This window comes from Micromonospora sp. MP36 (genome assembly GCF_008119785.1).
Lineage (GTDB): Bacteria > Actinomycetota > Actinomycetes > Mycobacteriales > Micromonosporaceae > Micromonospora.
On the sequence record NZ_VSFA01000069.1, the window covers coordinates 24973 to 37999 of the forward strand.

Annotated in this window: 11 protein-coding genes and 1 pseudogene; 3 read left to right on the forward strand and 9 right to left on the reverse strand. The window is 69.4% G+C overall.

Annotated features, from left to right (window positions below; translation table 11 throughout):
• Position 1 precedes the first annotated feature (1 nt).
• The 3 genes from FXF52_RS29870 to FXF52_RS29880 all read right to left on the reverse strand — a co-directional run bounded on the left by FXF52_RS29870 (position 2) and on the right by FXF52_RS29880 (position 3282).
• On the reverse strand, positions 2 to 844 hold the full coding sequence (locus FXF52_RS29870) for an NAD(P)H-binding protein (RefSeq protein ID WP_148801732.1): 843 nt from the start codon (positions 842 to 844) through the stop codon (positions 2 to 4).
• Between the two features lie 63 nt (positions 845 to 907).
• On the reverse strand, positions 908 to 2086 hold the full coding sequence (locus tag FXF52_RS29875; protein ID WP_187413792.1) for an epoxide hydrolase family protein: 1179 nt from the start codon (positions 2084 to 2086) through the stop codon (positions 908 to 910).
• Entirely contained in the window at positions 2083 to 3282 is a 1200-nt protein-coding gene (locus FXF52_RS29880; protein ID WP_148801736.1) for an epoxide hydrolase family protein, read from the reverse strand. The genes FXF52_RS29875 and FXF52_RS29880 overlap by 4 nt, the downstream gene beginning before the upstream one ends.
• A gap of 136 nt (positions 3283 to 3418) precedes the next feature.
• On the opposite strand from FXF52_RS29880, the gene FXF52_RS29885 reads away from it, so the two are divergent.
• Positions 3419 to 5359 (forward strand): histidine kinase, encoded by a 1941-nt coding sequence (locus FXF52_RS29885; RefSeq protein ID WP_148801738.1) that lies wholly within the window; start codon positions 3419 to 3421, stop codon positions 5357 to 5359.
• Here FXF52_RS29885 and FXF52_RS29890 read toward each other — a convergent pair.
• Positions 5285 to 5890, reverse strand: a complete 606-nt coding sequence (locus FXF52_RS29890) for a DNA-binding response regulator (RefSeq protein ID WP_148801740.1) — start codon at positions 5888 to 5890, stop codon at positions 5285 to 5287. The two genes, FXF52_RS29885 and FXF52_RS29890, sit on opposite strands and share 75 nt — an antisense overlap.
• Before the next feature lie 726 nt (positions 5891 to 6616).
• On the opposite strand from FXF52_RS29890, the gene FXF52_RS29900 reads away from it, so the two are divergent.
• Positions 6617 to 7573: a gamma-glutamylcyclotransferase family protein gene (locus FXF52_RS29900; RefSeq protein ID WP_148801744.1), complete on the forward strand. Its 957-nt coding sequence runs from the start codon at positions 6617 to 6619 to the stop codon at positions 7571 to 7573.
• 165 nt (positions 7574 to 7738) lie between these two features.
• Here FXF52_RS29900 and FXF52_RS29905 read toward each other — a convergent pair whose 3' ends face one another.
• From FXF52_RS29905 to FXF52_RS29925, 5 genes and pseudogenes are all read right to left on the reverse strand, one after another.
• On the reverse strand, positions 7739 to 9796 hold the full coding sequence (locus tag FXF52_RS29905; RefSeq protein WP_148801746.1) for a hypothetical protein: 2058 nt from the start codon (positions 9794 to 9796) through the stop codon (positions 7739 to 7741).
• A 293-nt stretch (positions 9797 to 10089) separates the two neighbouring features.
• Positions 10090 to 10398 carry a hypothetical protein gene (locus FXF52_RS29910; RefSeq protein ID WP_148801748.1) on the reverse strand — a complete coding sequence of 103 codons (309 nt, stop codon included), beginning with the start codon at positions 10396 to 10398 and terminating at the stop codon, positions 10090 to 10092.
• Positions 10399 to 10487: 89 nt separating this feature from the next.
• Positions 10488 to 10688 (reverse strand): annotated as a pseudogene (locus FXF52_RS29915) (tyrosine-type recombinase/integrase); the annotation flags it as partial.
• A 14-nt stretch (positions 10689 to 10702) separates the two neighbouring features.
• Positions 10703 to 11764, reverse strand: a complete 1062-nt coding sequence (locus FXF52_RS29920) for a hypothetical protein (RefSeq protein ID WP_148801750.1) — start codon at positions 11762 to 11764, stop codon at positions 10703 to 10705.
• Entirely contained in the window at positions 11761 to 12096 is a 336-nt protein-coding gene (locus tag FXF52_RS29925; protein WP_148801752.1) for a PadR family transcriptional regulator, read from the reverse strand. The genes FXF52_RS29920 and FXF52_RS29925 overlap by 4 nt, the downstream gene beginning before the upstream one ends.
• A 398-nt stretch (positions 12097 to 12494) precedes the next feature.
• Between FXF52_RS29925 and FXF52_RS29930 the strand changes: the two genes are divergently transcribed.
• The gene (locus FXF52_RS29930; protein WP_148801754.1) at positions 12495 to 12734 is read left to right on the forward strand and encodes a hypothetical protein; all 240 of its coding nucleotides are present in this window, start codon (positions 12495 to 12497) and stop codon (positions 12732 to 12734) included.
• Positions 12735 to 13027: the final 293 nt, after the last annotated feature.

The window sequence follows — 13027 nt, forward strand, 5'->3', positions numbered from 1 at the left end:
ATCAACCGCCGAAGTCGGCCCGGTGATCCGCGGCCCACCGGGCGTAGGTGCGCGCGGGGTGCCCGGTGATCTGCTCGATGACGTCGTTGACCGGCGCGGGCTTGCCGACCGCGTCCGCCATGAGAGCGAACAGCGCGGCCAGGAACTCGGGGTCCATGAACTGGCTCATCTGCTCCAGCACGGGCTCCGGGTCGAGGTCCTCGACGGTGAGCGGGCGCCCCAGCGCCTCGCCGAGGATGCGGACCTGCCGTGCCTGGGTCAGCGACTCCGGGCCGGTCAGGTCGTAGGCCCGCCCCACGTGCCCGCCGCCGATCAGGATCCGCGCGGCCACCTCGGCGACGTCCCGCTCGTGCACGGCGCTGAAGGCCGCTTCGGCGTACGGCGCGCGAATGACGTCACCGCCCTGGAGCTGCATCGCGAACGTCAACGAGTTGATGGCGGGGAACAGCAGCCGCAGGAACGTCCACTCGATCCCGGACGCCTCGATGGCCCGCTCGACGTCGCGGTGGTACTGGGCGATCACGTCGGGCTGCCGCTCGGCGCCCGGGACGACCGCCCCCGAGGACAGGAACACCAGCCGACGCACCCCGGCCCGGCCCGCGGCCGCCAGCAGCGGAGCGACATCCATCCCGTACTGCAGAACTAGGAAGGCGGCCTCGACGCCGGCCAGCGCCGCCGGCAGCGTCTCGGGCTTGGTCAGATCGCCCCGGACGACGTCGACCTCCGCCGGGAGCCCGGCCCGCTCCGGGGTACGGGTCAGCGCCCGCACCGGCGCACCCGCGGCGACCAGCTCCTCTACCGCCTGACGTCCGAAGTGAGCCGTGGCACCGATGACGAGATACATGAGGGTTTCCCTTCGTGCGAAAACATGGGGATCTGATGGGGTCCGCCGACAACCGGCGGCGGATCAGCGAACCTTGCGGAAGAACTGCCGGATGTCGTCGACGAGCAGATCGGGCGCGTCGTGCGCGGCGAAGTGGCTGCCCCGGTCGTAGACGTTCCAGGAGAGGATGTTCTTGTGGTCGCGGTCGGCGAACGTCCGGATCGACTGGAAGTCCCAGGCGAAATTGGCCAGGCCGAGGGGCACGGTGGTCGGCTCGGGCACGGACGTGCCCCGGCCGTTCGACTTCTGCTGTGCGGGGGCCGCCGCCGCGTCCTCGTAGTAGAACCGGGCGGCTGAGGCGGCCGTGTTGGTCAGCCAGTAGATCATCACGTTCGTGAGCACATAATCCGGGTCGAGCGAAGCGCCGAGCAGCTGCGCGTGCCAGCCCAGCAGACCGGCCGGGGAGTCGGCCAGGGCGTGCGCCAGATTCTGCGGCTCGGTGGACTGGAGCTTGTCGTACGCGCCCCGGTTCTGGGTGAACCACTCGGCGAACGCGAGCTTGCCGCGCTCCTCCTCGGACAGGCCGGCCAGCTCGGCGGGGTCGCCCGACGGGAATGAGAAGACCTGCGTCACGTGCACGCCGCACACGTGCTCGGGGTCGACCCGGCCCACCTCGGGCGAGATCAGCGACCCGCCGTCGTTGCCGACCGCGCCGTACCGGTCGTACCCGAGCCGGCGCATCAGCTCGGTCCAGGCCCTGGCCACCCGGTACCGGTCCCAACCGCGCTCCCGGGTCGGCCCGGAGAAGCCGAAGCCCGGCACCGACGGAATGACGAGGTGGAACGCGCCCGCCGGGTCGCCGCCGTGACCCCGCGGGTCGGTGAGCGGGCCGATCACGTCCAGCCACTCCACCACCGAGGTCGGCCAGCCGTGGGTCAGGATCAGCGGCGTCGCGTCCGGCTCCGGCGACCGCACGTGCAGGAAGTGGACGTTCTGGCCGTCGATCTCAGTAGTGAACTGCGGGTACGCGTTCAGCTTCGCCTCCCAGGCCCGCCAGTCGTAGCTGGTGCGCCACCGCTCGACCAACTGCTTGACGTAACCCACCGGTACGCCGTACTCCCAACCGGGCGGCACCGGGCCGGCCGGCGCCGACTCGCCCGCGGGCAGTTCCTCCGCCCACCGGGTCCAGGCCAGCCGCTGCCGGAGATCGTCGAGGTCGGCCTGGGGGACGTCGACCCGAAACGGCGTGATCTCGTCACTCATCGTGATGCTCCTCCTGTCTGGTGTTCGTCATGGGTCTTGCTGTTCTTGGCAGTCGGTCGCAGGGCGCGGAAGAAACCCCGGATGTCGGAGACCATCAGCTCCGGTTCCAGGTGCGCGGCGTAGTGGCCGCCGCGGGCCTCGTAGAGGTTCCACTGGACGATGTTCGTGTGGTCGCGCTCGGCGAACTTCCGGACGCCCGAGAAGTCTCCGGCGAAACCGGCCAGGCCGAGCGGAAACGTACTGGGCTCGGCGGGCGCGCTGTCGGCGTTGGCGTCCTCGCGGTAGAAGCGGATCGCGGAGCCGCCGGTGTTGGTGAGCCAGTAGATGGCCGTGTTGGTCAGGACGAAGTCGTCGTCGAGCCGCCGCCCGCCCATCGCCTCGTCGTCCATCAGCTGCAGGTTCCAGCCGAGCAGGCCGGCCGGCGAGTCGGCCAGCGCGTGCGCGAGCGTCTGCGGCTGCTGCGACTGGAGCTGGTTGAACGAGAACTTCGCCGCCATGAACCACTGCAACTGCTGCATCTGGGCCATGTCCTGCTCGGACATGCCGGCGAACTCGGCCGGGTCGCCGGACGGGAACGAGAACACCTGCGTGACGTGGACGCCGAGCACGCGCTCGCCGGCGTACGCGGCCAGCCGCGGCGAGATCATCGACCCCGCATCGTTGCCGTGCGCCCCGTACCGCTCGTAGCCGAGGCGCGCCATCAGCTCCGCCCAGGCCGCCGCCGTACGGTCGCTGCCCCAGCCGGCCTCGGTGGTCGGCCCGGAGAAACCGAAGCCCGGCAGGGACGGGATCACCAGGTGGAACGCGTCCGCCGGATCCCCGCCGTGCGCGGCCGGATCGGTCAGCGGACCGATCAGGTCCAGGAACTCCACCACCGATCCCGGCCACCCGTGAGTCAGGATCAGCGGCGTCGCACTGGATTCCGGCGACCGTACGTGCAGGAAGTGGATGTTCTGGCCGTCGATCGTGGTGGTGAACTGGGGATGTTCGTTGATCCTCGCTTCCTGTGCGCGCCAGTCGAAACCGGACCGCCAGTGGTCGACCAGCCGGCGCAGGTCGGCCAAATCCACCCCGTAGCCGGCATCCGGCGCCGGGTCGGTCCACCGGACACGGTCCAGCCGGTCCCGCAGATCGGCGAGATCGGCATCGGGCACGGAGACCCGGAAAGGCCGGATCTCGGTGTCGTTGTTCGTCATGGCACCAGCCTGCGGTGACCGCGGCGCCGACGACAGTGCGTGACGCACCGGTCGGCCGGCACAGTGCCCGCAACCCGCGTTGACACTGCACGAGCGACCCGTGCATTATGCAGTTCGTCGAGGTCAGGGAGGCGGAGTGCGAGCAAGACCGCAGCTGGCACTCGTACTGCTGACCGTCACGCTCGCCGCCTGGTTCGTGGGCCGCAGCGGATTCGTCTTCTCCGGCGACTACGGACCGTCAGCAGCTTCCGGGGTGCCCACCGGGGTCGCTGTAGCGGCGATCGGCGGGCTCGCCGCGCTGCTGTTCGTGACCGCGACCCGGCGCCTGTCCGCCCGTGCCACCGACGCCGTGCTGACCGCCCAGGCCGTCCTGGCGTTCGCCCCGTACGTCGTGGTGGGCGGGGTGTGGGGCCCGGTCGCCGGTGTGGTGGTCGCCTCGCTGCTGTTCGCCGCACCGCGCCGGGTCTCCTGGCCGCTGTCGGTACTCGCGGTCGCGGTGGACATTGGCCTGAGCGCGGCGTTCCAGGAACCCGGAGTGGCCGGGCTTGCCCTGGTCGGCCGGCTGGTCATCGACGTCCTAGTCGGGTTGAGCCTGTTCGGTGTGGTGGTGCTGACCGACCTGACCCGGCGCGTCGCAGCCGAGCGGACCGAGTACACGGCGCTCGCGGTGGCGGCGGAACGCCTCGACACCGCCGAACACCTGCGTACGGTGCTGGGCGCGGACCTGTCCGCGGTACGCCGGCTGAGCGGACACGGCATCGACGACCCGGATGCCCCGGCACGGCTGGCCGAGATCGCCGCGCACGCCCGGCACGCGGCGCACACCGCGCGGTCCATCACCGATCTCCGGCGCGCGATGCACCCGCGTCCGACCGGTACGGACACCGCGCCGGCGACCACGATCTCGCCACGGCTCGCCCGGTCGTTCACCCTGGCCACGACGATCGGCTGCGCCCTGCTCGTCCTGGTGAACCTCGCCTTCTACGTCCGGCCGGGTGCCGCCGGGTGGGCGCTCGCGGTGCTGGTTCTGGCCGGATCCGTCGGTCTGCAGATGTACCACGGCGCGCCGCGGGTGGGCGGTCGCGTACCGCGGTGGTGGCGGTGGACGCTGCCCGGCCACCTCGTCCTGCTGATGGTCGTGGTCGCGCTCACCGGGCCGCACTTCGCCCCGGTGATCGTGCTGGTCGCCGGCGCGGTGCTCTACCGGTGCCGTCCCGTCTTCTCCGCCGGCGTGCTGGCGGTCGTGTTGGTGGAACTGCTGCTGATGCAGCCGCCGACAACCACCCTCGGCGACCGCGTCTACCTGGTCGCGAGCCTGACCGCGACCCTTCTCCAGGTGTACGCCTACTGCCGGCTGCCGGAGCTCGCGCGAGAACTCACCGAGGCGCGCGATGGCCTCGCCCGGCTGGCCGTGGTACGCGAACGGCTCCGGGTCGCGCGCGACGTGCACGACCTGCTCGGGTTCAGCGTGACCGGCATCGGCCTGAAGTGCGAGCTGATCGTGCGACTGCTCGGCACCGACCGGGCCCGGGCCCGGTCCGAGATCGCCGAACTCGGCCGGCTCGCCGAACGCGGCCTCGCGGAGCTTCGCGCGGTCACCGCGGACACCCACCAGCTGGACTTCGCCGCGGAACTCCGGGCCGCCAGGTCCCTGCTCGACGCCTCGGAAATCCGGGGCGAGGCGACCGCGGACACCAGCTCCGTACCGGCCGGCGTCGACATGCTGCTGGCGACCGTGCTGCGGGAGGCGGTCACCAACGTCGTGCGCCACGCCGCCGCGAGTACCTGCACGATCACCCTGACCGTACGGGCCGGTACGGCGACGTTGCTCGTCGTCAACGACGGCGTCGGCGACGCGGACACCACCCACCGGACCGGCACCGGCCTGGTCGGCCTGAGCGCCCGACTCACCGCGGCCGGCGGACGGCTCAGTACGGAGACCCACGGGGAGGCGTTCGTCCTCGCCGCCGACGTACCTCTGCGGGCCGGGCGGCCGGGACGGCTACAGCCAACCCGCCTCGGCCGCGATCCGGATCGCGTCGACCCGGTTGCGGGCGTCGAGCTTGGTGACCGCTGAGGCCAGGTAGTTCCGGACCGTGCCGTACGTCAGGTAGAGGCTGGCGGCGACCTCCCGCGGCGTCGCGCCTGAGGCGGTGAGCCGGAGCACCTCGGTCTCCCGCTCGGTGAGCGGGCTGTCGGTCGAGCCGAGCGCCACGTAGGCCAGCTGCGGGTCGAGCACCCGTCCACCGGCGGCCACGGTACGGATCGCGTCGGCGACCTCGCGTGGCCCCGAGTCCTTGAGCATGAACCCTGCTACCTGCGCCTGCACTCCGCGTCGCAGGGTGGCCGGGCCGCCGATCCCGGTCAGTACCAGGGTCCGGCAGGTGGGCAGCTCCCGCCGCAGGCGCGCGGCCGCATCGAGGCCGTCGATGCCGGGCATCTCGATGTCGATCACCGCGACGTCCGGCCGGTGCCGCACCGCGGCCGGCACGACCGCATCGCCCCGGTCGACCGCCGCAACGACCTCGATGTCGTCCTCGTGACCCAGCAGCTCCGCCAGCGCCTCCCGCAGCACGCGCACGTCCTCGGCCAGCAGTACTCGGATCACCTCGGCTCCTCCTCGTTCCTGGTCAGCGTACGTCGACTCGGAGTGATCTCTGCGCCGCCAACCCACACGAGAGGTTCGAGTCTCGGTCGGGCAGTATCCGGTCTCACGGCCGCATGCGAGCGACTCTCGGTGATGCCACCACCAAACCGCGTCCGCAGGACACCTAGGCCAGGGCCGCCTCGGACCGCCCGGCGCGACCCATCTTCACCATCAAGGTCGCACGGATTACCGCAGACCGACAGGACGATCCGCACACCCGAGGCATGCACTCTTCTCGGCAAAAGAGGACGTCACCCGAGCGATCATGCAACCCACCGGAGCTGACCCCTTCGAGCTCGCCGAAAAGGTCACCGAGCAGAAAGACCTGCTCAGAAGGTTGCCATGGGACCCAAGTCTCACCACTCACGCATCCGCACCCGTACCCGCTCCCGCCCCCGCGCCATGGCGTCCCTCCGCAACCTCGCAGTCGGCGCGTTACGCCTGGCCGGACGCACCGACATCACCGAAGCGACCTGCTTGGCCTGCCGCTACATGAGCAGGCCCTTCGCCATCCTCAGCCTCACCCATGATCTTGGAAGGGCCGCGCCCATCCAGTTGATCCCTGGGCGGGTCGCTTGGGAACACGACTGGCCGTGAAAATCTTGAGCACCATCCGGGCGCACGTGGTCAGAGGTTGGGTTCAGGTTGCGTGTTGACGGAAGTGTCGGCGTCGGGATACTCGGTGCCGTGGGCGGAGACCATTGGTGGCAGAGCCCGTCGCTGCGTGACGGTTTGCTCGTCGTACTGGATTTGATCAACGATGCTCGAGCCGCGCCTCGACGTCGGGCCGGCTGGGAGCTGGCCGCATGCGCCGACTACTTCCGGGCGCTCAATCAGCTGGCGAATTGTCTCGACGGCACGATGCCCCCGCTTTCTCCGCATCCGGATCGGCCAAACGCGCCTGGCCGACGCACCGAATCGATCAAGCACCAGAACCTGCTTCTTGAGATGACTGCCGCGAACCAACGCGGTCTGCTTGGCCACCCAGCGGTGGCGGCGTTTGCCCGCTTCGAGCCCCTGGTCCTCGATCATGGATCGCCGGGCATGAGTCAGCGGATCGCGGATCTGACCGAGCCGGTTGTCCACGGCGCGTCGAGGCAGCACCGGGAGTTTCGCGATAGCTGGCTGCGTTGGGATGAGCGGAAATCTGGCACGGCGCAGACGCTGAACAAGCTGATCCGCGCGGTGCTGGTGGTCCGGAACAACATCCAGCACGGAGAGAAGACGCCGTCTGGACCTGACGTGCAGCGGCGCGAGCGGAACCAGGCGGTGGGGCGGCTCGTCCTTCCCATCCTCGAGGCAATCGTCGACGCTGTGCTTGTCCGGCCTTCCCACAGGCTCGCCGCCTACGGGACGCTGCGGCCAGCTCAGCCCAACCAGGACGAAGTCAGTGTCGCCGGCGACTGGACCGAGATCACGCTGACCGGGTGGCTGCGCAACCAGTCCAGCTCTCCCGCCTTCGAGGCCGACGTGTCCGGGCAGAGGGTTCCGGCGGCGTTGTTCACCTCCGCCGAGCTGCCGACGATCTGGCCTCGCCTCGATGACTTCGAGGGCCGAAACTATGAGCGGCGCCTCGGCCTGTACGAGTGCGAGGGCATCGTCGGCGTGGCTAACGTCTACGAGTGGGTGGGAGAGAATTGGTGAAGGATCTCGACGCTATCCATGCTGGGCTGCGCGCCACCGACCAACGGATCGCTACTGGCCAGTACGGCCGGGCAGACCGGTTCGCTCGACGGAGGGATTGCTCGTCGCGCTCGTGTGCGTCGTCGAGCTCATGACCGATCACATGTTCCAGCGCTAGGAATCGCGTCACACGCGCTGAAAGCGGCCCAGGGCCATGCCGAGACCGGCAAGCCGCCGCATGACATTGGACGGGGCGTCCGCCAGACGGTAATGCGGCCCGTCCTGGACGGCGCCGCGGACGAGGTCGTGCGTCAACAGCTGGAGGCACTCGTCGATCGCGGCTTTTGTGGGTCGGGGGTTCATCGACCTGAGGGCGTACGAGATGTTCTCCCGGCTGATCGCGCCGCCCTTGAGCGGTTCCTCGTCGTTGGCCTCGTTGTACAGCAGCTCCATCAGGCGGGTGATCAGATCGATCGATCGTTCGGCGCCGTTGTACTGCTCCTCGATATCGGTGAGGTCGTCACCGGTCCGTTCGAACAGCACGCGGAGTTCGGTTAGGGTGAGTGGACTGATCTGATGCCGACAGAGCAGGGCCGCGAGGTCGTCGACGGTCAGCAGCGTGAAGCCGTTGTTGACTGCCCAGTCTCGGATGCGGCCGCCGAAGCCGGGACCGACGACCAACCCGTAGTCGGCGAGGTGCTTACGCTGGTGGTCCTTGAGCGCGTCAAACTTGATGCTGTTTTCCGCGACCACCCCGGCGGCCGAGGACTTCACCTCGACGATGGCTTGGTACCGCTCGGCTGCGGCCAGCTCGGCTGTCAACAGCACGTCCGTCCGGCCGCTGCCGCCGAGATGCTCCGCGCGGAACCCGAGGAAGCGGAACGCGGTCGCCACGGCTGCCTCGAACTCCTCGCTCGCGTCGCTGCGGTAGGCGCATGCGCGTAGTTGACCCGCGAGCGTCTCCGCGGTGGCCGGCGGGTCGTCGGCGTTGACGGCTTCCTCGTCGGTGGCTCCGTCGGCGCGTTCGCCGAGCGGCTCCGACAGTGGCAACTCAGCGGCGAGCAAGCGACCCAACTCGGTGGTGCGGTATCGCATCCAGTCGATCCGCTCGACTAGGCCCGCGTCGTTCAGGAAACCCAGTCGGGTCCGCACCTCGGCGTCGGACAGGGGTTGTCCGTACTGCTCCTTGGCGATGCGGACCAGCTCACCGACCGGCGTCGCGGCGTCGGCGTGGCCGAGCATCTCGGCGACGAACGCGTAGCGGGTATGCAGATAGCGGACCAGATCGATCTCGTTGCCCAGCTCGAGGAGGCCGGAGAACTCGGCGGAGACGCCGTAGCGTTGGAACGCGACGAGGTCGATGGCGCCGAGATGCCGGAAGCTGTGCAGCGTGGAGTTGAACGAGCTCTTCTTCATCCCGAGCCTGGCGTTGCAGCGTTCGAAGAACTCCTCGGCGGTGGCACCGCCGCCGAGGATGTCGCACACCGCCTTGACCGACTCGATGAGCGACTGGCCAGCGCCCGCTTCGTCGCGGCCCCGAGCGTTGCGGCCGCGCGGGATGTATCCGATAAGCGACTTGCGCCCGCGCAGGGCCACGGAAGTCAGTTCGCGGATCCGCCGGGCGACCCAGTCGGCTGGCTCCGGCAGCTCGGCCTCGTCCAGCCGAGTGAAAAGCGAAGATTTCGCAGCTTCGTCGGGAGACGTCAGGATCACCTCGCCGAGGAACGCTTCGCCGGAGGTGGTCAGCACGTATCTGTTTCCCCAGCGCTCGACCAGCCCAAGAGCGGTGAACCAGGTGATCCGCCGATGAATCTGATCGGGGCTGGTCCAGAACAGGCCGAAAGATTTCGCCTTTTCGAGCAGATCAGCCCGCGCATGGGTCTCCGGCAGCGCCTGGAGCAGCTCGCCGAAGAATTTCACCCGGCCCTGCAGGTAGACCGCGAGCGACTGGGAGGATTCGTCAGCCAGCCATGACGAGGCCGCCGCCGCGGGCACCCAGACGCCGTCCCGGCGTCGCGACACCAGGCCCATGGCGGACAGCTGGCGCTTGCAGACCTCCTCGAGATCCGCGTCGACGCTCGCCCCGTTCGCCCGCACGAGGCTGACCCGCGTGCCGGGGCCGGCGGGAAGGCTTTCAAGGACGACGCGGAGAACGGCGAGGAGGTTGTCGCGCTTGCCCGGCAGCGCGCCGATGGTTTGTGAACGCTCGGCCCACGGCTTCCGTTCCGACGACACGGGATCCATGGGCACGAAGCGTACGGGTGGGGTACGACACAAGGCCGTGTGGTCAGCCGGTCCGAGCATCGGTCAGCACACCGTCCAGCCCTGGCCTTCCCGGCCCGTCCAGACCAGGTGTCCACCGGCTCGCCGGCGGCGTCGCGCAACTCGGCCTCGTCGCCGCTGGGCGTGACGGCTCACCGTCGGCCGGCGTGCACGACCGGCCGCAGATCCGGATGGCCGACAAGCCGGCTCGATGCGCGCGAAGAGACGGTCCCCAGGCAACCAGGAGCAGGGCAACCGGTCCAGAAACCCAACAGTCAGTAGAGCTGCACCTCCCACGAGGCAAGCTCGGCTTCTCCAGGAGGAAGCTTGCCAGTGCAGTACTGGTAGAGCCACGTCGCGGCGCGACGCTCGGCGTGCTTTTCGTTGGTTGGGACTCCGTGCTCGTCGAGCTCAAGGACGTTAGCGAAGATGGCGAAGCAGATCTCCATCTGGGAAGGCGAGTCCTTCAACTCGTCCCAGTAGTTGATGCCCTTCAACAAGGGGTAGCCGACCGAGCCACGCGCGACCCATCCGGCGAAGCGCCGGATCGCTCCTGATGCACCATGACCCAGGTGGGAAGACATACGCGCAACATACCGGTCAGGCCCCCGACAGGGTGTCGGCGGTTGTCAGCGACGCTGCGTCCTGAGCTCGGCAGGGGGCAAGCGGCGGTCTATGTTCCGGAGGCCATGTAGGCGGCGAGGATGTAGTTGGGGTGGCGGTCGAGGTTCTTGCGGGCTCGGTCGTAGCGCATGGTGGTTCGCGGGTCGGCGTGGCGGGCGGCGATCTGCACGTCGCGCAGGCTGACGCCGGCGTCGAGCATGGTCGTCACGAACGTGTGGCGCAGCATGTGGGGGTGCATCCTTGGCATCCCGATGGCGGTGAGTCCTACTCGGTCCGTGTGGTGGGCCATTGGGCGTCGGCGGGGATCGGTGGAAGTCGGCGCAGTGCTCGGATGGCTCGTCGGGCGAGCGGTAGGGCCATCGTCAGGACGGCGATGACTTCCGTTGCTGCGATTGTGACGAGTGTGGTGCGTTGTGCCTGGTCGATGTAGTCAGGCAGGGTGACGATTCGTAGGGCGAGGGTGGTCGCGGCGAGCAGGGTGAGCGCCAGTGACCACGGCAGCGTGCGAGCTGGCTGCCTGGGTGTCCGTCCGGCCAGGTGGACCGCGATGGCGGCGGCGACTATGGCGCAGGACAGGCCAGGCCAGTCCAGCAGCCTCGGTGCCTGGCTGGTGGCCTGGATGGCGAACAGCGGCAGGGGAACGAGCAGGATGCCGATCGGTATCGCGAGGAGCCAGGGGCGGCGCGGCACCGGTGGGGCGTCGCGGTGAAACACCGCCATGGCGAGTACCAGGACGACGTCGGTGAGCCGCAGCGCCCAGGGCGTCACGGATAGCGGTACATCGGTGGCGGCCTGCTCCACGGCGGTGGTGACGGCGGGGGGCACGATGGCGAGCAGGGCGACGGCCTGGGCCACGCGGCGGTGTCCGAGGACGAGCGCGATGTAGGCCGGCAGCCAGGCGTAGCCGGCCAGGTTCCACGCGGTGTGCCAGATACTCCCCGACGGCGTGAGCGCCCACGCGGGTGCGGGCGCCGGCAACCAGGCGATCTTCCCGGACAGCCACAGTGCGACGGCGACGCTGGCGGTGACCATGACGGCGTGGGTCAGCGCCGCCATCAGGGTCGCCAGTCGCACGGCTTGTCCCCAGGCGTAGGAACGGGCTGGCGCGTCGGGGCCCCCGAGACGCAACCGGACAGCCAGGGACACGATGCTGGCGACCTCCGCCAGGCTCGGCCGGCCGTAGTCTGCGGCGTACGCGGCGGTTTCCGGGTCGTCGTTGTCCATGCTGTCCAGGAAGGCGGCGACCATGTCGTCTTCCCACTGCTGCCGATAGGCGGCGGGCAGCAGCCGCAGCACGAGGCGGTAGCGCTCTTCGAGCCGGCTCATGACGGCGCCGGCCCCGTGATCGGGTTCCGCCGGCCACTTAGCCGGGTCGAGGCGAGACGCGCGTTCGCAGCCAGCCGCTGCGCCTCCGCGGCGAGGGCGTCGCGGCCCCGCTCAGTCAATCGGTAGTACCGGCGTAACCGCCCTTGCCATGCCTCCTCGCGGTCCAGCTCGACCAAGCCGTCGCCGACGAGCCGGTCCAGAGCCCCGTACAGGGAGCCGATCTTCAGCTGCACCCGCCCTCGCGACAGCTCTGCCACGTCCGCGACGATCCCGTAGCCGTGGCGTGGAGCGTCGACCAGCGCGGTGAGGATGAAGAAGGCCGGTTCCGTCATCGCCCTAGAACCCATCCACCGAATATAGTGGATGACAAGATATAGTGCGAGCCGGGACCTCGATGGCCGGCACGGTTTCATCAGGCGCCTCAGACCCGCCGAGTCGACGAGACAAGGAGTCGTCATGGGCGACGGTGACGCAGCAGACGCCGCAGACCTGGGCGGGCCGGACTTCGCTCCTGCGATACCCACGGTGCAGAGCAGTGTCGTCGGCGCCCCACCCACCAACCAGGCCATCGTCTTCGGCCCCGGATACAGCGGTCACGTCGTCCTACTCCGGGCCCCGCAGCGTGTTCAGACGCTGCCGGTCGCCGTAAACAGCGGTCCCCGCGGCGGAGCGTGCCCGATCCCGTGGCCGATACGGCGCGGAGGCGGAAAACTGGCTCTGGTCACCGCATATGCCATCCCAGTTCCGGTTGTCCGCCCCGCGGCTCGTCTGGGAGCAGTGGTTCGACGACGCATACCCCACGGCAGACAGCAGCGATCTTCTCCGCTGGGACGAGCTGGAGGTAGGTCAGCGCGAGGTCCTGGTCCGCGCCGCCGAGGCTAGCGGGATGCTGACCGGGCCGTTCGGTATCTGGGACGGCCCGCCGGCTGAGCTGGACGCCAGGCAGCGCTTGAACTGGGCCGATGGGTAGCTGGCAGTGTTGCTGCCCTTCGTCCGCGATGGCTTGATCGAGGTACGCCGCTACTCCGAGGCTGCCAGCGACCAATTCACAGTCATCGGCGTAGACGGTCTGCGCAACACTCTGACCGATCCCGCCCTCTGGTGCAGCGATCTTGATCGGGGTATCGGAGTGGGATGCGTGTTCACCCACGCCGGACTCGCGGTGTGGCGGGGTGGCTGGAGGGGGGCCTGGGCCGGCCGCCTGCCGGTCGGGGGGCTGCCACCGGGCCGGCGCGCCCCCCCCAAACCTCTCCGCCTGGTCCG

Excerpts from the sequence above, each read along its gene's own strand:
- FXF52_RS29875 (WP_187413792.1), bottom strand. The coding sequence starts at position 2,086 with ATGAGTGACGAGATCACGCCGTTTCGGGTCGACGTCCCCCAGGCCGAC.
- FXF52_RS29905 (WP_148801746.1), bottom strand. The coding sequence starts at position 9,796 with ATGGATCCCGTGTCGTCGGAACGGAAGCCGTGGGCCGAGCGTTCACAA.
- FXF52_RS29920 (WP_148801750.1), bottom strand. The coding sequence starts at position 11,764 with ATGAGCCGGCTCGAAGAGCGCTACCGCCTCGTGCTGCGGCTGCTGCCC.
- FXF52_RS29880 (WP_148801736.1), bottom strand. The coding sequence starts at position 3,282 with ATGACGAACAACGACACCGAGATCCGGCCTTTCCGGGTCTCCGTGCCC.
- FXF52_RS29910 (WP_148801748.1), bottom strand. The coding sequence starts at position 10,398 with ATGTCTTCCCACCTGGGTCATGGTGCATCAGGAGCGATCCGGCGCTTC.
- FXF52_RS29870 (WP_148801732.1), bottom strand. The coding sequence starts at position 844 with ATGTATCTCGTCATCGGTGCCACGGCTCACTTCGGACGTCAGGCGGTA.
- FXF52_RS29930 (WP_148801754.1), top strand. The coding sequence starts at position 12,495 with ATGCCATCCCAGTTCCGGTTGTCCGCCCCGCGGCTCGTCTGGGAGCAG.
- FXF52_RS29925 (WP_148801752.1), bottom strand. The coding sequence starts at position 12,096 with ATGACGGAACCGGCCTTCTTCATCCTCACCGCGCTGGTCGACGCTCCA.